The organism is Microbacterium sp. NPDC060117 (assembly GCF_042729315.1).
GTDB lineage: Bacteria > Actinomycetota > Actinomycetes > Actinomycetales > Microbacteriaceae > Microbacterium.
In genome coordinates this window covers 363,730-381,867 of record NZ_JBHWXR010000004.1, presented here as the reverse complement: position 1 = coordinate 381,867, position 18,138 = coordinate 363,730, and the positions used below count along the sequence as shown (strand labels likewise).

The following is an 18,138-nucleotide window of genomic DNA, read 5'->3' as shown; positions in this document are numbered from 1 at the left end:
ACCCCTGTGCCCACCGCAGACGTGGGCTCTTGACGCACCTATGACTCTTGTGTCATCCTCGGTCTGTCATCGCGAGGATGACACAAGAGTCATAGGTTGGATCAATGAAGCTCGAGCACCTCCTCCTCGGCCTGATCGGCGAGAAGCCGTCCACCGGCTACGAGATCAAGCGCTACCTCGACACGCACGGACGCTTCCTGCGGTCGAACACGACGATGAGCCAGGTCTACCGCTCGCTCGCCGGCATGGTCGAGCGCGGCTGGGTCGTCTTCACGGTCGACGACCGTCCCGGCGCTCAGGATGCGAAGATCTACCGCGTCACCCCGGAGGGCATGACCGTCCTGCTCGACTGGCTCACCGGGCCCTACAGCCCGCCGAGCCGCTTCCAGGATCCGGAGTTCGGCGCGCGCCTCAGCTTCGCGGGGTTCATGACCCGGGAGCAGCTCATCGGCCTCATCGAGACCGAGCTCACGGCGCGGGAGGAGCAGGTCGCGCGCTTCCGCCTCCGCGACCGCACCCTGCAGGTCGCCCCCGACGTCGAGTTCGACTACGAGTTCGCCGCCGCGTTCAACGAGCGCCTGCACGTCTACGGCATGGCCGCGATCGACGGGTACATGGACATGCTGCGCGAGCTGCGCCGGGACCTGCTCGACGGAGTGATCGGATCCGCCCCGGCCGCCTCGCACCGGCCTGCGGCCGAGACGTCCGAGAGCGGAGCGACCCGCTGATGCGCGCGATCATGGTCATGTTCGACAGCCTGAACCGGCACATGCTGCCGCCCTATGGCACGGACGAGATCCACGCACCGAACTTCCGCCGCCTCGCCGAGCGGACGGTGACCTTCGATCGGTTCTACGCCGGCTCCATGCCCTGCATGCCCGCCCGTCGCGAGCTGCACACCGGGCGGCACAACTTCCTGCACCGCTCCTGGGGGCCGCTCGAGCCCTGGGACGACTCGATGCCGGAGATGCTCGGCAAGGCGGGCGTGCACACCCACCTCGCGAGCGACCATCCGCACTATTGGGAGGACGGCGGCGCGACCTATCACACGCGCTACACGACCTGGGAGTTCTTCCGCGGACAGGAGGGCGACACCTGGAAGGCCGATGTCGCAGCGATGGGCCCGCTCATCGGGTTCAAGGACCGCCTGCAGCGGCAGGACGCGATCAATCGCGGATATCTCACGCGCGAGACCGACCATCCGCAGACCCGCACTTTCGATGCGGGTCTGGAGTTCCTCGCCACGAACGCTGACGCCGACAAGTGGTTCCTGCAGATCGAGTGCTTCGATCCGCACGAGCCGTTCTTCACCTATGAGGAGTACCGCCGGCTCTATCCGCATCGTTACGAGGGGCCGGAGTTCGACTGGCCGCCCTATGCGAAGGTCACCGAGCCCGAAGACCAGGTCGAGCACGCCCGCTCCGAGTACAAGGCGCTCGTCTCGATGTGCGACAGGTCGCTGGGCCGGGTCCTGGACTTCATGGACGAGCACGACATGTGGGACGACACCCTGCTGCTCGTCAACACGGATCACGGATTCCTCCTCGGCGAGCACGGATGGTGGGCGAAGAGCGTGCAGCCCTGGTTCGAGGAGCTCGTGCACCTGCCCGCGTTCCTCTGGGATCCGCGCACGGGCGAGGCCGGCATCCGCAACGACGATCTGGTGCAGACCATCGACATCGCCCCGACCCTGCTGGACCTCTTCGGCGTCGCCCCCACGGACGACATGCTCGGGATCGCGCTCCGCCCGAGCGGATCCGAAGCCCGGGACGGAGCGGACGCTCCGATCCACGAGGGCGCGCTCTTCGGCATCCACGGAGGGCACGTCAACGTCACGGACGGGCGGTACGTCTACATGCGGGCCTGTGCCACGCCGCAGAACGCGCCGCTCGAGGAGTACACCCTCATGCCGACGCACATGCGCGGACGGTTCGCACCGGCGGAGTTCGCCGGCGCGGAGCTCGCCCAGCCGTTCCCGTTCATGAAGGGCGTCCGCCCACTGCGGCTGCGCGGTTCGGCGATGGTGAGTCCGTTCCTGCACGGAACGCTGCTCTTCGATCTGCAGGAGGATCCGCAGCAGCGGCATCCTCTCGACGATCCCGGGCTGGAACTGCGCATGCTCCGCCTGCTCGCCCGACTGCTGCACGAGAACGACGCCCCGGAGAGCCAGTACGCGCGGCTTGGCATCCCCTCGGACGACGAGCCCCGCGAGGAGCACCTGCTCGTCGCCGCGCAGGCCGCGCTCGCGACGGCCGCGGCCCAGCCGCTCCCGCCGCTCGACGACTTCCCAGCCGGACGGTTCGGGCTCGGCACACCGCTGCCGGAGCTGCTCTCGCACCCGCTCGCCGTCGAGGTGCTGCGGGGCGCGGTGCCGCAGCTCGTGCACACCGAGACCCTCGGCATGCTCGGCAGCACGTCGCTCTACCAGCTCGCGGCGACGATCGCCCTGCCCCCGGCGTTGCTGCGCGGCGTCGCCCAGGAGCTCTCAGCCCTCTGACGTCCGCCCCTGGTCCTTTCTCTCCCCCTCCCCATCCGCCTGCTCGATCGACGATGATCCAGGAGACCCCTATGTCCGCACCCGATTCCGCCCCGCCCCTCGCCCCAGTCGCGAGCACGCCCACCTCGGTGATCCGCGCCGAGAAGGCGGCTCACGTGCCGCACCGCTGGCGCAACCTCTTCACTCTGACCGGCATGCTCGTGGTCGACGGCACGGAGGGCGGACTGACCACGACGCTGTTCCCGACCATCGCCAAGGCCCTCGGCCTCGACAACGGCCATCTGGGCCTGCTCGCCGCCGCAGGGAAGATCATCTCGGTCCCGTTCGGACCCGCCTGGGTCTGGATCTCGGGCAGGACGTCGCGCCGCACCGCGCTGGCCCTGAGCACCGCACTGGCCGGGGCCTTCGGCATCGCAGCGGGCTTCTCGCACGACTTCCTCGCCCTCCTGATCTTCAACACCCTGATGGCCGCCGCGCTCATCGGCGCCCAGCCGATCGCGAACGCCGTGGTCTCGGATCTCTTCGACGACAAGAACCGCGCCCGCGCGGTGGGCATCTTCTACGGCGCCGCCGCGGGCATCGGCGCCGTCCTCAGCCCGCTCATCGCGCAGCTCTCGCACTTCGCCGACGGCTGGCGCTGGGGCATGTGGGCGCTCGGCGGCGTCTGCATCCTCGCGGGCGCCGCGATCCTCGCGCTCTTCAAGGATCCGGGCGTCGGCGCCGCGGAGAAGCAGCTCGCCGGCTTGGCCGCGGAGAAACGCGCCGAGGTGAAGCCCACCTTCCGCAGCGTGATGTCACTGTTCCGCGTCCCGTCCTACGTCGTGATGATGGTCTCCCGCCTGCTCTCGGGGCACCTGCTGATCGGCGTGTTCGGGATCCAGTTCCTCGTCACGGTGCGCGGCTTCGACAATGCCACGGCCGCGATCGCGGCGCTCCCCTTCGGCATCGGTTACTTCCTCGGCACGCTCGGCGGAGGCTTCCTCGTGGGCGTCCTCGACCGCCGGGCGCCGCAGCGCGGCCGTGTCGCCTACATCCAGGCCGCACAGGTGCTGTTCGCGGTCGTCGCGTTCTTCGGCACCCAGTTCGCGTACACGGGCATCGGCGTCTATGCACTGATCTGGGGACTCATGGGCATCGCGCAGGGCATGAACCCGGGCGTCAACCGGCCGATCATCATGGCCATCACGCTGCCCGAGCTGCGCGGCCAGGCCTTCGCGATCATGATCACGATCTTCGAGGCGATCGGCTGGGCCGTGTTCTCGATCGGCGCCGGGTTCCTCGCGAACGCCCTCGGCCTGCAGGCCGTGTTCCTCTGGGTGCTCGTGATCCTCATGCTGGTCAACGCGGCCGTGCTGGGGATCCTGTACCGCACCTACCCGCGCGACGTCAGGACTGTCGCCGACGAACTCGAGGCCCGCCGGCTCGCGCTCACCTCCTGATCCGTCGGTGTCCTGTTCCCACGGCGAAGCGGCCCGCACCTCCGGGGCGGACCGCTTCGTCGCCGTCGTCAGCGCACGGAGCGGATGAACTGGTTGACGACCGCTCCGATGATCGCGATGATCGCGCCGCCGATGAAGAGCGCAGCGTAGTTGTCGCCGCCGCCGATCATCAGGAACAGCGGGGCCGTGACCGGGACGAGCGTCTGCGGCAGCACGTTCGCGAGGTGCAGCACGCCCATGTCCTTTGCCACGTCGCCGCGGGAGGGCAGCACCTCGGCGATGAGCGCCTGGTCGACCGCGAGATACGCCCCGAGCGCGAGTCCGGCGACGACGGCGGCGATCACGAACACCGCGAAAGAGGGCGCCATCGCCGCGACGATGTGCGCGATGGCGACGATGATCGCCGAGAGCAGCACGAACATCTTGCGCCGCCCGAGCCGATCCGACAGCCGCCCGAGCAGGATGCTCGTCGGAATGGTCGTCGCGGCGCCGATGAGCGTGAGCAGCAGCACCGCCTGCCCCACGTCGGCCTGAGTGAATCCGAACCGATCAAGCAGGAAGTAGAGCTGGTAGTTCGCGAGGGTCATGTTGCCGAACGTCACGAGCAGGCGCGAGACCCAGGCGAGGGCGAAGTCGGGGGCCTTGCGCGGGCTCGTCCAGAACGCCTTGAGGAAGAGCAGCAGGTCGAACGGGGCGACGTCCTCGCGACGGAGCCGACGGTCCTTGAGCACGAAGAGGAACACGGTCACGAGCACGAGCAGTGCGATGCCGGGGATGAGGATCGCGGCGGTGAGATTGGGCAGGAATGCCTGCGCGAGGAAGGCGCCGGCGACGCTGGCGAGGACCTGGGTGATCCCGACGAGTCCGGAGACCCGGCCAAGCTGACGCCGTGGCACCTGGTCGGGGATGACGGGGTTGAGTCCGGCGAGCAGGATGTTGAACGTCAGCTGGGTGAGCGCCCACGCACCGATGAGCATCGGGATGTTCGATGCGAAGGCGAGCCCGATGAGGCTGGCGGCCCCGGTCACCATCCCGCCCAGGATCCAGGGGCGGCGCATGCCGAACCGGCTCGAGGTGCGATCGCTCAAGGCGCCGAAGATGTTCTGCGCGACGAGGGCGACGAACGCGCCGACCCCCAGGACGAGCGAGAGGCTCGTGGCTTTGCCGGCCGGATCGATCTGGTTCACCTTGAGAGCGAGTGTGATGCCGGTGGCGGGCAGGAGCGCTGTCCAGGTGCCGAGGAAGGCGAAGAAGAGCGACGTCTGGAAGCCGGCCGTGACGAGCCGTTCGGGCGCTGCGGGCGTCGGGGGTTCCTCTGCCGTCACGGCGATCGGATCGAGGGATGCTGCATCGGTGCGGTGTTCGTCCACGGCGGTGTGGCCTTTCTCTGGCGGGTGATCCATATTTACCGAGTACTCAGTAGATAGCGCAAGACCTCCGCCGAAATCGATACGATCAGGACATGACGGATCAGTCGACGCCGACCCGGCGCATCAGGGCAGCCCGCCTCAACCCCGAGGAGCGCCGAGCCCAGATCCTGGACGCCGCCGTCGCCGTGTTCGGGCGCCAGGGGTACCGGCAGGGCTCACTCAAGACCGTGGCCGACGAGATCGGGCTCACCATCCAGGGCCTCCTGCACTACTTCCCCACCAAGGAGGAACTGCTGCTGGCCGCGCTCGAACGCCGCAACGAGGCGGATCAGGAAGCCCTCGATGCCGCCTACGAGAGCGGAGGGATGCTCGAGTCCTGCCGGCACATCCTGCGTCGCAACCTCGAACGCCCCGGTTTCATGCGGCTTTTCGTGACCCTTGCCGCTGAGGCGACGGATCCCGAGCATCCCGCCCACGACTACTTCCTGCGCCGCTACCGCGGGGCCGTGCTGCAGTTCAAGGACTATCTGCGCCGCGACATCCGTGCAGGGCGGCTCACCCAGGGCCTCGACGCCGACGACGCGGCGTCGCAGGTCATCGCCCTCATGGACGGGCTGCAGCTGCAGTACCTGCTGCGGCCGGGCTTCGACCTCATCGCCGCATTCGACGCGGCCGTCGCGCCACTCGTCGAGGACTGAAGCCGGACGGCGGCAGCCCGGAGCCCACCGAGGGCTGGCCCGATCCGATCCGCTCTGTTATAACTACTGAGTACTCGGTAGTTAGAGAGAGGTCGATGTGGACTCGGAAAAGCGCCCCAATGTGCTCTGGATCGTCTCGGAGGACTGTCCGCCGTGGTTCGGCTGCTACGGCGACAGGCTCGCCGTCACCCCCGCGATCGACGCCCTCGCGGGGCGCGGGGTGCTGTTCACCGCGGCGAGCTCGCCCGCACCGGTGTGCGCCCCCTCGCGGTTCGGCCTGCTCACCGGCATCGCACCCGAAAGTCATTCCCCCGCCGACCGGATGCGGTCCTCGGCGTCGGTGCCGGACTGGATGACCACCTATCCAGAGCTTTTCCGTGAGGCGGGCTACTACTGCACCAACAACGCCAAGACCGACTACAACGCCGCCTTCGATCCCGCCGCCATCTGGGCGGAGAGCTCGGCGACGGCGCACTGGCGCGATCGGCCCGATGGCACGCCGTTCGTCGCGGTGTTCAACTTCGACGCTTCGCACGAGTCCTCGGTCTTCGACGAGAACTCGCCGTTCATGGCGGCGCTCGCGCCGTTCCTCGCCCGCATGGACCGGAAGCCCTTTCCGCCGGCGGTCCCCCTCGAGGCCGTCGAGGTCCCGCCCTATCTGCCCGACGACCCCGCCGTGCGCCGCGACTTCTCCGTCTACTACTCCGCCGTCGCCGCGTATGACACCTTCGTCGCCGGGCTGCTGGCCCAGCTGGACGAGGACGGCCTCACCGAGGACACGATCGTCCTGCTGACGTCGGACCACGGCGGGGTGATGCCGCGCAGCAAGCGCTTCCTCTACGAGGAGGGCGTGCACGTCCCGCTCATCATCGCCGTCCCCGAGCGACTCGGCTCCCCACTGGGCGCTCCCAGCGCGCGCGTCGTCTCGCCGGTGTCGACACTCGCGATCGCCCCCACCCTGCTCGACCTGGCGGGACTCGATGTTCCCGCGCACATGGGGGCCGACCCCCTCACGCGCCTGCTGCCCACCCATGCGTACAGCGCACGCAACCGCATGGACGAGCGCTACCAGCTGGCGCGCACGGTGCGCAGCGGGCGGTACCGCTACATCCGCAACTACACGCCGCACCGCCCGCACCTGCAGCATCAGGCATTCGCCTGGAACGCCGCGGGCTATCGCGCCTGGGAGCGGGCGCACCTCGACGGCCGGCTCGACGCCGCACAGGAGCGCTGGTGGCAGCCCGCCCCGGGGGCCGAGCTGTACGACCTCGAGAGCGACCCGCACGAGGTCGTGAACCTCGCCGGCTCCCCCGCGGGGGCAGACGTAGAGTCGGAGCTGCGCGCCGCACTGCGCGCGCACATCCTCGCCGTGCACGACAACGGGTTCCTGGCCGAGGACTCCCCCGCGCAGGGTTGGGATGAGAGCCGGGCGCCCGGCGCCTACCCGCTCGAGCGCGTGCTCACGCTCGCCGACCGCGGCGCCGATCGGGACGCCTCGGCCGTCGAGGACTTCCTCGCCGCACTGGAGGACCCGGATCCGACGGTGCGACGGTGGGGTGCGATCGGGCTGCTCGCACTCGCGCCGGATCCGGCCACGGGACCGGCGGCCGTGGCGCTGCGGCGAGCGCTCGAGGATCCGGACGCGTCCGTCGTGATCCCCGCCGCCGAGGCGCTCGCCCGCATCACCGGCGACGAAGCCGCCTACCGCGTGCTCGCCGGGATCCTTCGCGACCTCGACAGCGTGTGGACTCGACTCGAGGCGGCGAATGCCCTCACCTTCCTGGATCTCGGTCGGGTCCGTCCGTATCGGGACGCCGTCGAGACGGCGGTCGGCTGCGGGCACGAGTACCTGGGGAGCGCCGCGCGGTACCTGCTGTTCCAGCTCGACGGAACCTACACGCCGGAGTCGGCCGTGTTCGACGTGCGCGCGGTCCTCTCCGCACACTGATCGACCGACGAGCAGGACGCGACGCAGGTCGGTTCGACACGGCGAAGCGGCCCGCACCTCTCCGGGGCGGTCCGCTTCGTGCTCGTCACTGCGTCGCGTGGGAGCGCACCCGGCTGAGGACTCCCTGCAGCAGGGCGGTGGGGTCCACGAGCTCCGGTTCGTAGAGCCATGCGATGAGGATTCCGAGGCAGGATCCGACGACCCAGTCCGCTTCGATCGCGGGGTCGCTCACGCCCTCGTCCGCGAGCATGGTCCCCACCGATGCCCGGGCAGCGGAGAGGCGCTCGCGGAAGAACGCGTGCGCCGGATGAGACGGAACGGTCGCCTCGCAGAGCAGCACCACCTCGGCCGCCGTGACCCAGCGCGGCCGCGCGGTGAGCCCGAGCACCTCGGTGTGATCCGGCGCGCCGAAGAGCTCGGTGAGCACCACATCCAGCAGGGCGCGTTTCGTCGGCGCGATGTGGATGAGGGCCGCACGGGTGATCCCGGCGTCATCCGCGACCGCCTGCATCGATGTCTCGTAGTAACCGTGCTCGGCGTACTGGCGCGCCGCCGCCGCGATCACCTCGTGCCGCTCCCGCTCCGGCGCGGCGACCACGGCGGGGATGGCCGGTGACGGGCCGGTCGGGTTGCGGGAGCCGATCTCGTGCCGTGCGAGCTGCTCCACGAGGTCGATCTCGCCGGGGAAGTACAGCCACAGGATCTGCATCCCTTCCCAGCCCGCGACGAGCAGCCGGAGCTCGAGTTCGCCCTGCGCCCCGGTCATCCTGAGGCCCGCGAGCGCGTCCCCTGCGAGTACGGCCCCCCTGCGTCGACGCTCCAACATCAGCGCGTGGCCGGGATGGGTCGGACTCGTGCCTTCCCCGAGCAGCGCGGTGAACAGCTCGATCCAGCCCGGGACCGCCTGCCCTCCCCGCGCGATCGCCGCCGCGGAGATGGGTCCGTCCCCCGCCTCACGGTGACGATCCCAGCGCTGGGCGCTCTCGGCGTCCAGGCGTGCGATGAGAGCGGTGAGGATCTCGCCGCGCGACGAGAAGTAGCGCAGGACGGCGGGGTGGGAGACGCCGGCAGCTCGGGCGATGTCCCGCAGCGACGTCGCCCGATACCCCTGCGCCACGAACAGCTCGTGGGCGGCATCGAGGATCCGCTCCACCCGCTCGCGCCCCGTGCGGTAGCTGCCCCGGGCCCTCGTCTCGTTCATCATGATCGATCGAGTCTTGCAGATCTGAATAGTTACCACTACGGTGGTGACACTGTTTGGGAGCGATGAGGCACCGGAACAGTGATCCCGAACCCTCGCCTTTGGAGACACCGATGTCCACCAATGCTGATGCCCCGCCCCCCACCCTCGAGAGCGATGCCGCCCCCGCGGCGCACCGCCTGCCCGCGGAGTTGCGTCGCCTGTTCCGTCTCGCACCGTTCGCCGCCGCGGCCGCCCCGATCGCCTACGGCGTCGCCGCCTTCTTCATGGCGATCCAGGTGCAGGAGTTCGACGCCGCCGCCAAGATCCAGCACCTCGCTCTGATCAACTCCCTCTCCGCGATCGCGGCGATGCTCGCGCAGCCCGTCTTCGGAGTGCTCTCCGATCGCACGCGCTCACGATGGGGGTCGCGGCACCCCTGGATGCTCGTCGGCGCGGCGATCGGCACTGTCGGCCTGCTCACCGCCGGGCTCGCACCCGACGTCGCGACGCTCACCGTCTGCATGCTCGTCGTGCAGTTCGGGTTCAACGCCTGGCAAGGACCGTTCTCGGCGCTTCTCCCCGACCGCGTACCCGAGCGCTTCCGCGGCCGGTACTCGACGTTCGTCGGACTCGGCGTCCTGCTCGGCGCCGTCCTCGGCCCGATCCTCGGCTCCTTCTTCGTGCGCCGGATCCCTCTCGGCTACGCGAGCGTCGCGGGACTCGTCGTCGTGCTGATCCTGCTGTTCACCCTCGTCGTGCGCGGACGCGACAACCGCGGCGAAGCGCGTCGCCCGTTCTCGCTGGGCGCGTTCCTGTCGGCGTTCTGGGTCAATCCCGTACGCCACCCGGACTTCTTCTGGGGCTTCCTGGGACGGATCCTGCTCTTCGGCGGCTACTACATGACCTCGACGTACTCCCTCTACATCGCTCAGGACTACGTCGGACTGACACTCGCCGAGGCGACCTCCCTCGTCCCGCTGCTGAGCCTGATCGCGCTTCCCGGACTCCTCGTCGCGACGGCGATCTCCGGGCCGCTCTCCGACCGCATCGGCCGCCGCAAGCCGATCGTCCTCGCCGCAGGCCTGTTCATCGCCCTCGGCGCCGCGATCCCGTTCCTCGTGCCGACCGTCCTGGGTCTCATCCTGCAGTCGATCGTGGTGACGATCGGCTTCGGTGCGTTCGTGGCCGTCGACCAGGCCCTCATGTCCAGCGTGCTCCCGGACCCCGAGGCCTACGGGAAGGATCTGGGCGTGCTCAACCTGGCCGCGACCCTCCCCGGCACCGTCGCACCCGCCGCGGCGGGCTTCCTCGTGATGGCGCTCGGCTACGGCCCGCTGTTCCTCGTCGTCGGCGCCATCGGCATCGCGGGTGCGCTGGCTGTCCTCCCCATCCGCAGCGTGCGCTGACCTCACCCGACCTGAAAGGCACTCATGATCTCGCCTGCATCCCTGCTCCTCCCGGCGCCGCGCTTCGTGGAGGAGCTCCCGGGGATCCTGGTCCTCTCCGAGGAGACCCTCGTGACCGTCTCCTCGCCGGATCTGCTCCCCCTCGCAGCTCTTCTCGTCGACCGCCTGCGCGCGGCGACCGGCGTGCGGCTGGGCGAGCCGCTCGTCGGCGTTGCGGTGCCAGGGGGGATCCACCTCCTCGTCGATCCCGAGGATCAGGCGCTGGCCGCGATTCCGCCGGCGCACGGCCTGGCACCGGACGGCTCGCCCCTCGACGCGGAGCGCTTCTCTCTCCTCGTCACCCCGGACGGGGCGCGCCTCGTCGGGAGCGCGGCCGTCGGGCTGCACCACGCGGCGACCGTGCTGCGTGCGCTCACGGAGCACTCGCCCCGCTCCGCCGGCACCGTTGCGATCCCCGCCGTGCGGATCCTCGACGGGCCCGCGCTGGCCTGGCGCGGCCTCTCCTTCGACGTCGTGCGGCACGCCTTCACGCCGGCCGACGTGCTCCGGGTGATCGACCTGCTGGAGCGGTACCGGATGAACGTGCTGCACCTCCACCTGACGGACGAGCAGGGCTGGCGTCTCGAGATCCCCGCCCGCCCCGCGCTGACGCCGCGCGACACTCCCTTCTTCACGCAGGACGACTACGCCGCGGTCGTCGCCTACGCGGCAGCCCGCCACGTCACGGTCGTGCCGGAGATCGACATGCCGGGTCACAGCGGGGCGGCGATCGCCGCGTACCCCGCACTGTCGCCCACCGGGCTCGCTCAACCGGTCATCGCGGACCCGATGGAGGCCGTCGCGCGCATGGCCGCCGAGGACTTCGCCCCGCAGTTCCTCGACCCCCGCAAGGACGATGTCTGGGCCTTCGTCGACGATGTGATCGCGGCCGTGGCCGCCGTGACACCCGGACCGTACCTGCACATCGGCGGCGATGAGGCCTTCGGCATGCCGCAGCAGCTGCACGACGCCTTCGTCGCCCGCGCCAGGGCCATCGTCCGCGCGCACGGGAAGGTGCCGGTCGGCTGGCAGGAGACGATCCGCGCGACGGCCGAGCCCGGCGAGCTGGTGCAGCTGTGGATCGGCGAGGCGCCTCTCCCCGACGCCGGCGAGAACCCGCTCCTCAGCATGCTCCCGCCGAAGCTCCTCGAGATGCTCGCGACGACGTTCGCCGAGGCTGCCGGCGACCCGGAGCGGATGATCGCGCAGCGGGCGAGGGTCATCATGTCCCGCACGGACATCGCCTACCTCGACGCGCCCTACGCCGAGCCCTCGGAGGATCCGGAGGTCGAGGCGCTTCGCGCGCGGCTCGGCCTTCCCGCCTACCCCGCGGTCACGATCGAACGCGCGGCGACCGTCCCGATCCCCGGATTCGACGAGGACAGCGGCCTCGACGTCGTCGGATTCGAAGCGGCCATCTGGTGCGAGACCGTGCAGAGCTTCGACGATCTGACGTTCCTGCTCCTGCCCCGTTTGCCGGCGCTCGCCCAGCGGGCGTGGGACGCCGGGCCCGCACGCGACTGGGGTGACATCCGCCCCCGTCTCGCCGCCCAGGAGCCGCTCTGGCGCCGAGACCGCCTCGCGTACTTCCCCCTGCCCGGCGGCGCACGATGACGGTCGACCGCCGGATCCACTCCACGAAAGAAGACGACATGACACCCGACCTGCCCTCGCTCGTATCCGGCCTCTCCCTGGAACAGAAGGTGACGCTCCTCACCGGGGCCTCGACCTGGACGTTCGCCGCCGAACCGGCTGTCGGCCTGTCGACGATCATGGTCTCGGACGGCCCGACCGGCGTCCGAGGCCCCGCGATGGACGACCGGGATCCCTCGGCGAGCCTGCCCTCCGCCACATCGATCGCCGCCAGCTGGGATCTCGACCGCGTGAGACGACTCGGAAAGCTCATCGCGGCCGAAGCGCGCGCGAAGGGCGTCGGGGTCGTGCTCGGCCCGACGATCAACCTGCACCGCTCACCGCGCGGCGGGCGGCACTTCGAGGCGTACAGCGAGGACCCGTGGCTGACCGGCGAGATCGCCGCCGCCTACATCGAGTCTCTGCAGGCCGAGGGTGTCGGGGCCACGCCCAAGCACTACATCGCGAACGACAGCGAGACCGAGCGGGACAGCGTCGATGTGATCGTCGACGAGCGCACGCTGCGCGAGCTCTACCTCGCCCCGTTCGAGCGGGCCGTGCAGGCGGGCGCCTGGATGGTCATGTCGTCGTACAACAGGATCAACGGCGCGCACGCCGCATCGAACGATCTGCTGCGCACCCCGTTGAAGGACGAGTGGGGCTTCGACGGCGTCGTGGTCTCCGACTGGAACGGTGTGAAGGACACCGTGCAGAGCGCCAACGCGGCGCAGGACCTCGTCATGCCCGGCCCGGACGGTCCATGGGGCGCCGCTCTCGTGGCCGCGGTGCGATCCGGCGAAGTCGCCGAATCCGCGCTCGACGAGAAGGTCGAGCGTCTGCTGCGCCTCGCGGCCAGGGTCGGCGCGCTCGAAGGCGCACCTGCGGCGAAGGACGTCCCGTCCTGGACCGCGCCCGCGATCGCCGCGCTGCTGCGCGAGGCCGCCGCGGACGGCATGGTGCTCGTTCGCAATGACGGCGTCCTGCCGCTCGAGGGCGCGCCGAAGGTCGCCGTCATCGGCCAGCACGCCCTGCGCGGTCGCGGTCAGGGTGGCGGCTCGGCCATGGTCTTCCCAGCGGTCGAGCACTCGCCCTGGGATGGCATCGCCGAGGCATTCCCCGGCGCCGTGGCGGCACCGGGCCTGCCACCGGTGGCCGAACTCCGCCCGTTCCCCCGAGGAGTGCTCAGGACTCCCGACGGCGAGGCGGGGACCCTGGTGCGCTACATCGGCGAGTCCGGCGAGGAGTTCGGCTCCGAGACGTTCCCCTCCGGACGCTTCGGCTGGCTCTTCGCCCCGGAGCTGGCACGATCGAGGAGGCTCGAGTTCCGCACGGTCTACACCGCGGAGCAGTCGGGCCCGCAGAGGGTCGGCTTCGCCGGCCTGGGACACGCGACGTTGCGGATCGACGGCGAGATCATGGTGGACGAGGAGATCGCCCCGATGACCGAGGACCTCGTCTCCGGCGTGCTGAATCCCCCTGTGCGTTCCGCCGAAGTGGATCTCGAGGCCGGCCAGCAGGTGCAGATCGAACTCGACCTCGTGCCGTTCCTGCCCGGGGGCTTCCCGTTCGCGATGATCCTGCTCGGCACGGAGAGCGTCTTCGGCGATCCGGCCGCCGAGCTGCAGCACGCGGTCGATGCGGCCAGGGATGCGGACGTCGCGATCGTCGTGGTCGGCACGAGCGAGAGCATCGAGTCCGAGGGCTTCGATCGGCCATCCCTCGCTCTTCCCGAGGGTCAGGACGACCTGGTGCGGCGGATCGCCGCCGTCAACGACCGCACGGTCGTCGTCGTGAACTCCGGGGCGCCGGTGCTCACGCCGTGGGTCGACGACGTGGCGGCGGTGCTGCTGAGCTGGTTCCCCGGGCAGGAGTTCGGCACCGCTCTCGCCGATGTGCTCAGCGGTGCCGTGGAGCCGGGCGGCCGGATGACCACGACCTGGGCCCGCGACCAGGAGGACGTGCCGGTGTGGAACACGACCCCGCAGGACGGCACGCTGACGTACGACGAGGGTCTGCACATCGGCTACCGCGCCTGGGCCCGACGCCCGGAGGGTCCCGCACCGGTCGCAGCCTTCGGGTCGGGTCTCGGCTACACGCAGTGGCGCATCGCTGACGAGAAGGCCATCGGTTCGGACGGGGGCGCACGAGTCTCCGCGACCGTGACCAACGTGGGGAGCCGCGCCGGCAAGCAGGTGCTCCAGGCCTTCGTGTCCCGCGTGGACGACTCCGCGATCGACCGCCCCGCGCTCTGGCTCGCCGGTTTCGCCACGGTCCGCGCCGAGGCCGGGGTCGCGACGCCGATCGCGATCACGATCCCGCGTCGCGCCTTCCAGCACTGGTCCGTCGAGGAGCACGCCTGGATCGCCGAGCCCGGGCGCTACGCCGTGCGCCTCGGGGCCGGCATCGACGCCCTCGGCGACGAGCACATCATCACGATCGACTGACGAACGAGGAGACGGATCCATGTCACGAGTACCAGAAGGGTTCCTCTGGGGAGCCTCCACGGCCGCCCACCAGGTGGAGGGCAACAACACGTCCAGCGACATCTGGCGCTGGGAGGGCGACGGCTTTCTCGCCGAGTACTCCGGCGACGCCGACGACAGCTACCACCGCTACCCGGAGGACATGCGCCTCCTCGCCGAGGCCGGGCTGAACGCCTACCGGTTCAGCATCGAGTGGGCGCGGATCGAACCGGAGCGCGACCGCTGGTCGCTCGCCGAGCTCGCTCACTACCGCCGCATGATCGAGACCGCCCGCGAGCACGGACTCGAGCCGGTCATCACGCTCCACCACTTCACCTCGCCGTACTGGTTCGCGGAGGCGGGCGGCTGGATGGGAGACGAGGCCCTGGAGCGCTGGCGCCGCTACGTCGAAAAGGCCTCGACGATCCTCGGCGGCGTGGAATGGGTGTGCACCATCAACGAGCCCAACATGGTCGCCCTCATGCAGAAGTTCCTCGCGGGCACGGTGTCCGGGGCCGGCGAGGGGCTCACGCTGGCGCACGACGGCCCCCTGAGCCCGGATCCCGCACTCGGCGAGCGGATGATCGAGGCGCACCGGATCGCGACGACGGTGCTGCGCGAGCGCACCACCGCGAAGGTCGGCTGGACGATCGCGCAGCAGGCGTTCACGCCGACCCCGGGGAACGAGGAGGTGTTCCGCGAGGTCACCTGGGCATGGGAGGACCTCTACCTGGAGGCCTCGCGCGACGACGACTTCGTGGGCGTGCAGTCGTACACGAGCCAGCCGGTGAACGAGCACGGCCCCGTGCCGCACCCGGCGCACCCGGACAACACCATCACCGGATGGGCGTATCGTCCGGACGCCCTCGGTCTGGCCCTGCGGCACGCGCACGAGGTGACCGGACTCCCGCTTCTCGTGACGGAGAACGGCATCGCGACCGGAGATGACACGCGCCGCATCGCCTACACGACCGAAGCGCTCCGGCATCTCGCCGCGGCGATCGAGGACGGCATCGACATCTGCGGCTACCTGCACTGGTCTGCGCTGGACAACTACGAGTGGGGGCATTGGGCGCCGACGTTCGGACTGATCGCCGTCGATCGGGAGACCTTCGCCCGAACCCCCAAGCCGAGCCTCGCCTGGCTGGGCGAGGTCGCCCGCTCAGGAGCCTCCGCGATCCCCGCCGGGACCGCGTCCTTCGCTCCTGATCCGATCGCGACCTCCGGAGCGCCGGCGCTGTTCTCCCGGGATTCGCCGCTGGGAGACCTCCTGGACGACGAGCGCAGCCGGGCCCTGCTCGAGGCCGCAGCCCCCGGAATCGGCGCGCACCCGATGATCGGCATGGCCCGGGGCTTCCCGCTCGCCGCCGTGGCCGGCATGGCGAAGGACGTGCTCTCGGCGGAGGCGCTCGACGCGCTCGACGAGCGCCTCCGCGCGATCGTCTGACCGCCCGCCCGCAGCACCCCGGGCCGCCCTTCTCATCGGGGGGGCGCCCGGGGTGTTTCGCGTCCCCTCAGCGCCCGACGGCGCTCCTCAGCCGCGGCCGAGCACGAACAGCAGGCAGAGCACCCCGACGAGCAGCGTCGCCGCCGTCAGCGCGACCACCGGCCAGCCCGAGCGCAGCACGACCGGTTCGGTCGAGGTGAGCGCCCGGTGCTGACGCCGGTAGCGGCGGTGCGAGCCGACCAGCACGACCAGAGCAAGAGCGAGGCCCGCGAACCCGAGCACGAGCGCCGCCGCGCCGATCACCGACGGCAGGATCCGCATGATCACGACGGATCCGCCGGCGAGCGCGAGCGCGGTGCGCCGCCAGGCCAGGGCGGTGCGCTCGGGCTGCAGGCCGGGGTCGAAGACCCGCTCGGGACCCCCGGTCATGCCAGGAGCACTCCGAGCAGCACCAGGATCCCGGTCGCGACGACCACGAGGACGAGCGGGATCGCGATCCACGGCGGACCCAGCGGGGTCGACTCCCGCAGCGAACGCTCCGTGCGCATCCAGCCCAGCCAGGCCTGCACGGGTGTCAGCAGTCCCGCCACGATGAGCAGGATCGAGGCGGCGTGCCGGAACCCGGGGTGCATGCCCAGCCCGAGGGCCTCGAGCGCGACGCCGCCCGCGAGCAACGCCAAAGACGTGCGGATCCAGGCCAGGAACGTGCGCTCGTTGGCGAGCGTGAACCGGGCGTCCGGCTCCTCGCCGCGGTCGTAGACGCGCCGGGGGAAGCGACTGGTGCTCATGCGTTCTCCGTTCGGAGCGAGACGGTGCGGAATCCGGCGTTGCCCATCGACGAGTCGGGGGTGTTGGAACTGCGCGCGGAGTTGCGGTAGCGATTGCAGTAGGAGATGTGGCACAGGTAGCTGCCGCCGCGCAGCACGCGCGCCATGCCGAGCGACGGACCTCGGGGATCCGTTTCGGCCGAGCGCTCGTACGCCCGCGGATCGAACCAGTCCGCGCACCACTCCCAGACGTTGCCGACCGGCTGGAACAGGCCGTAGCCGTTGGGGGCGAAGGCCCGCACCGGGGCCGTCGTCAGCCAGCCGTCCTCGAGCGTGTTCTCACGGGGGAACGACCCCTGCCAGATGTTCGTGCGCCAGCCGCCGTCGTCGGGCTCCTCGTCGCCCCACGGGTACTTCGCCCCGTCGAGGCCGCCGCGCGCGGCGTACTCCCACTCGGCTTCGGTGGGCAGCCGGCGGCCGGCCCAGTCGCAGTACGCGGCGGCGTCGTTCCAGCTCACGTGCACGACCGGGTGGTCGGCGAGCCCGTCGAGATCCGAGCGGGATCCGCCCGGATGCGCCCAGTCCGCCCCGCGCACGCCGTACCACCATGGCGTGCCGGCGGCGGGGCCCATGATGTCGTCATCGGGAGCGCTCACCGCGAGGTGGAACACCGCCGAGAAGCCGAAGGTCTCCGCCTCGGTGCGGTAACCGGTCGCCTCGACGAAGCGGGCGAAGTCGGCGTTCGTGACCGTCGTCGCGTCGATCGCGTATCCCGCGAGCGCGACGGCGTGCCGGGGTGTCTCACCGTCTCCACGGTTCTCATCGCCCGAGGAGTCGCCCATGACGAACGTTCCCGCGGGGATCCGCGCCTGCGCGATCGCATGGCGCCCGGCCGCGGCTGCTCCGCCCGTACTCGGCGCGCCGAGCAGCGGAAGCGCCGAGCGCCCGCCGGACAGCACGTCGCGAGGCGGCGCGCCGCAGGCGCAGTCGGGACCGCAGGCTTCACCCATGGGATCCATCATCCTCTGCGGCCCGCGACCCGGCGAATCGGGACGGTCGCGGACGGGCCCGCCGCAGGTCGCGGCGAGCACGAAAGAGGCCCCGAGCGACTGCTCGGGGCCTCTTGTTCCGGTGGACCCAGGGGGATTCGAACCCCCGACCTCTTCATTGCGAACGAAGCGCGCTACCAACTGCGCCATGGGCCCGTGAACCATATCAGCCTAGCACGGGCATCCTGCCGCACTCGTCAT

General features: G+C 70.5%; 14 protein-coding genes and 1 tRNA gene. 9 read left to right on the top strand and 6 right to left on the bottom strand.

The window, feature by feature from the left end; translation table 11 throughout:
• Window positions 1–104 precede the first annotated feature (104 nt).
• The 3 genes from ACFWCK_RS17615 to ACFWCK_RS17605 all read left to right on the top strand — a co-directional run bounded on the left by ACFWCK_RS17615 (window position 105) and on the right by ACFWCK_RS17605 (window position 3,936).
• Window positions 105–728, top strand: coding sequence for a PadR family transcriptional regulator (locus ACFWCK_RS17615; RefSeq protein WP_378807098.1), 624 nt, complete (start codon window positions 105–107; stop codon window positions 726–728).
• Window positions 728–2,497, top strand: coding sequence for a sulfatase (locus tag ACFWCK_RS17610; protein WP_378807097.1), 1,770 nt, complete (start codon window positions 728–730; stop codon window positions 2,495–2,497). Before ACFWCK_RS17615 ends, ACFWCK_RS17610 begins: the two co-directional genes overlap by 1 nt.
• A gap of 71 nt (window positions 2,498–2,568) precedes the next feature.
• Window positions 2,569–3,936: an MFS transporter gene (locus tag ACFWCK_RS17605; protein ID WP_378807095.1), complete on the top strand. Its 1,368-nt coding sequence runs from the start codon at window positions 2,569–2,571 to the stop codon at window positions 3,934–3,936.
• A gap of 68 nt (window positions 3,937–4,004) precedes the next feature.
• On the opposite strand, the gene ACFWCK_RS17600 is transcribed toward ACFWCK_RS17605, so the two are convergent.
• Window positions 4,005–5,306 (bottom strand): MFS transporter, encoded by a 1,302-nt coding sequence (locus ACFWCK_RS17600; protein WP_378807094.1) that lies wholly within the window; start codon window positions 5,304–5,306, stop codon window positions 4,005–4,007.
• Window positions 5,307–5,398: 92 nt separating this feature from the next.
• Between ACFWCK_RS17600 and ACFWCK_RS17595 the strand changes: the two genes are divergently transcribed.
• Window positions 5,399–6,004: a TetR/AcrR family transcriptional regulator gene (locus ACFWCK_RS17595; protein WP_378807093.1), complete on the top strand. Its 606-nt coding sequence runs from the start codon at window positions 5,399–5,401 to the stop codon at window positions 6,002–6,004.
• 97 nt (window positions 6,005–6,101) lie between these two features.
• Window positions 6,102–7,952, top strand: coding sequence for a sulfatase-like hydrolase/transferase (locus ACFWCK_RS17590; protein ID WP_378807091.1), 1,851 nt, complete (start codon window positions 6,102–6,104; stop codon window positions 7,950–7,952).
• Window positions 7,953–8,037: 85 nt separating this feature from the next.
• On the opposite strand, the gene ACFWCK_RS17585 is transcribed toward ACFWCK_RS17590, so the two are convergent.
• Window positions 8,038–9,156 carry a TetR/AcrR family transcriptional regulator gene (locus tag ACFWCK_RS17585; RefSeq protein ID WP_378807090.1) on the bottom strand — a complete coding sequence of 373 codons (1,119 nt, stop codon included), beginning with the start codon at window positions 9,154–9,156 and terminating at the stop codon, window positions 8,038–8,040.
• Window positions 9,157–9,266: 110 nt separating this feature from the next.
• Between ACFWCK_RS17585 and ACFWCK_RS17580 the strand changes: the two genes are divergently transcribed.
• From ACFWCK_RS17580 to ACFWCK_RS17565, 4 genes are read left to right on the top strand one after another with little or no spacing between them, the layout of a single operon-like run.
• Complete coding sequence (locus ACFWCK_RS17580; protein WP_378807089.1) at window positions 9,267–10,541, top strand: MFS transporter; 1,275 nt, start codon at window positions 9,267–9,269, stop codon at window positions 10,539–10,541.
• Between the two features lie 24 nt (window positions 10,542–10,565).
• Window positions 10,566–12,194 carry a family 20 glycosylhydrolase gene (locus ACFWCK_RS17575; RefSeq protein WP_378807087.1) on the top strand — a complete coding sequence of 543 codons (1,629 nt, stop codon included), beginning with the start codon at window positions 10,566–10,568 and terminating at the stop codon, window positions 12,192–12,194.
• A gap of 38 nt (window positions 12,195–12,232) precedes the next feature.
• Window positions 12,233–14,656 carry a beta-glucosidase gene (locus ACFWCK_RS17570; RefSeq protein ID WP_378807085.1) on the top strand — a complete coding sequence of 808 codons (2,424 nt, stop codon included), beginning with the start codon at window positions 12,233–12,235 and terminating at the stop codon, window positions 14,654–14,656.
• A 19-nt stretch (window positions 14,657–14,675) separates the two neighbouring features.
• Complete coding sequence (locus tag ACFWCK_RS17565; RefSeq protein WP_378807083.1) at window positions 14,676–16,121, top strand: glycoside hydrolase family 1 protein; 1,446 nt, start codon at window positions 14,676–14,678, stop codon at window positions 16,119–16,121.
• A gap of 87 nt (window positions 16,122–16,208) precedes the next feature.
• Here the strand turns inward: ACFWCK_RS17565 and ACFWCK_RS17560 are convergent, their stop codons facing one another.
• The 4 genes from ACFWCK_RS17560 to ACFWCK_RS17545 all read right to left on the bottom strand — a co-directional run bounded on the left by ACFWCK_RS17560 (window position 16,209) and on the right by ACFWCK_RS17545 (window position 18,093).
• A complete protein-coding gene (locus tag ACFWCK_RS17560; RefSeq protein ID WP_233311439.1) occupies window positions 16,209–16,550 on the bottom strand; it encodes a YidH family protein in 342 nt (113 codons plus the stop codon).
• Window positions 16,547–16,909 (bottom strand): YidH family protein, encoded by a 363-nt coding sequence (locus ACFWCK_RS17555; protein ID WP_233311440.1) that lies wholly within the window; start codon window positions 16,907–16,909, stop codon window positions 16,547–16,549. Before ACFWCK_RS17555 ends, ACFWCK_RS17560 begins: the two co-directional genes overlap by 4 nt.
• On the bottom strand, window positions 16,906–17,898 hold the full coding sequence (locus ACFWCK_RS17550) for a formylglycine-generating enzyme family protein (protein WP_378807081.1): 993 nt from the start codon (window positions 17,896–17,898) through the stop codon (window positions 16,906–16,908). The genes ACFWCK_RS17555 and ACFWCK_RS17550 overlap by 4 nt, the downstream gene beginning before the upstream one ends.
• A 122-nt stretch (window positions 17,899–18,020) precedes the next feature.
• Window positions 18,021–18,093: transfer RNA gene (locus tag ACFWCK_RS17545), tRNA-Ala, on the bottom strand.
• Between the last annotated feature and the right edge of the window lie 45 nt (window positions 18,094–18,138).

Excerpts from the sequence above, each read along its gene's own strand:
- ACFWCK_RS17615 (WP_378807098.1), top strand. The coding sequence starts at position 105 with ATGAAGCTCGAGCACCTCCTCCTCGGCCTGATCGGCGAGAAGCCGTCC.
- ACFWCK_RS17610 (WP_378807097.1), top strand. The coding sequence starts at position 728 with ATGCGCGCGATCATGGTCATGTTCGACAGCCTGAACCGGCACATGCTG.
- ACFWCK_RS17605 (WP_378807095.1), top strand. The coding sequence starts at position 2,569 with ATGTCCGCACCCGATTCCGCCCCGCCCCTCGCCCCAGTCGCGAGCACG.
- ACFWCK_RS17595 (WP_378807093.1), top strand. The coding sequence starts at position 5,399 with ATGACGGATCAGTCGACGCCGACCCGGCGCATCAGGGCAGCCCGCCTC.
- ACFWCK_RS17585 (WP_378807090.1), bottom strand. The coding sequence starts at position 9,156 with ATGATGAACGAGACGAGGGCCCGGGGCAGCTACCGCACGGGGCGCGAG.
- ACFWCK_RS17580 (WP_378807089.1), top strand. The coding sequence starts at position 9,267 with ATGTCCACCAATGCTGATGCCCCGCCCCCCACCCTCGAGAGCGATGCC.
- ACFWCK_RS17575 (WP_378807087.1), top strand. The coding sequence starts at position 10,566 with ATGATCTCGCCTGCATCCCTGCTCCTCCCGGCGCCGCGCTTCGTGGAG.
- ACFWCK_RS17570 (WP_378807085.1), top strand. The coding sequence starts at position 12,233 with ATGACACCCGACCTGCCCTCGCTCGTATCCGGCCTCTCCCTGGAACAG.
- ACFWCK_RS17565 (WP_378807083.1), top strand. The coding sequence starts at position 14,676 with ATGTCACGAGTACCAGAAGGGTTCCTCTGGGGAGCCTCCACGGCCGCC.
- ACFWCK_RS17560 (WP_233311439.1), bottom strand. The coding sequence starts at position 16,550 with ATGACCGGGGGTCCCGAGCGGGTCTTCGACCCCGGCCTGCAGCCCGAG.
- ACFWCK_RS17555 (WP_233311440.1), bottom strand. The coding sequence starts at position 16,909 with ATGAGCACCAGTCGCTTCCCCCGGCGCGTCTACGACCGCGGCGAGGAG.
- ACFWCK_RS17550 (WP_378807081.1), bottom strand. The coding sequence starts at position 17,898 with ATGGGTGAAGCCTGCGGTCCCGACTGCGCCTGCGGCGCGCCGCCTCGC.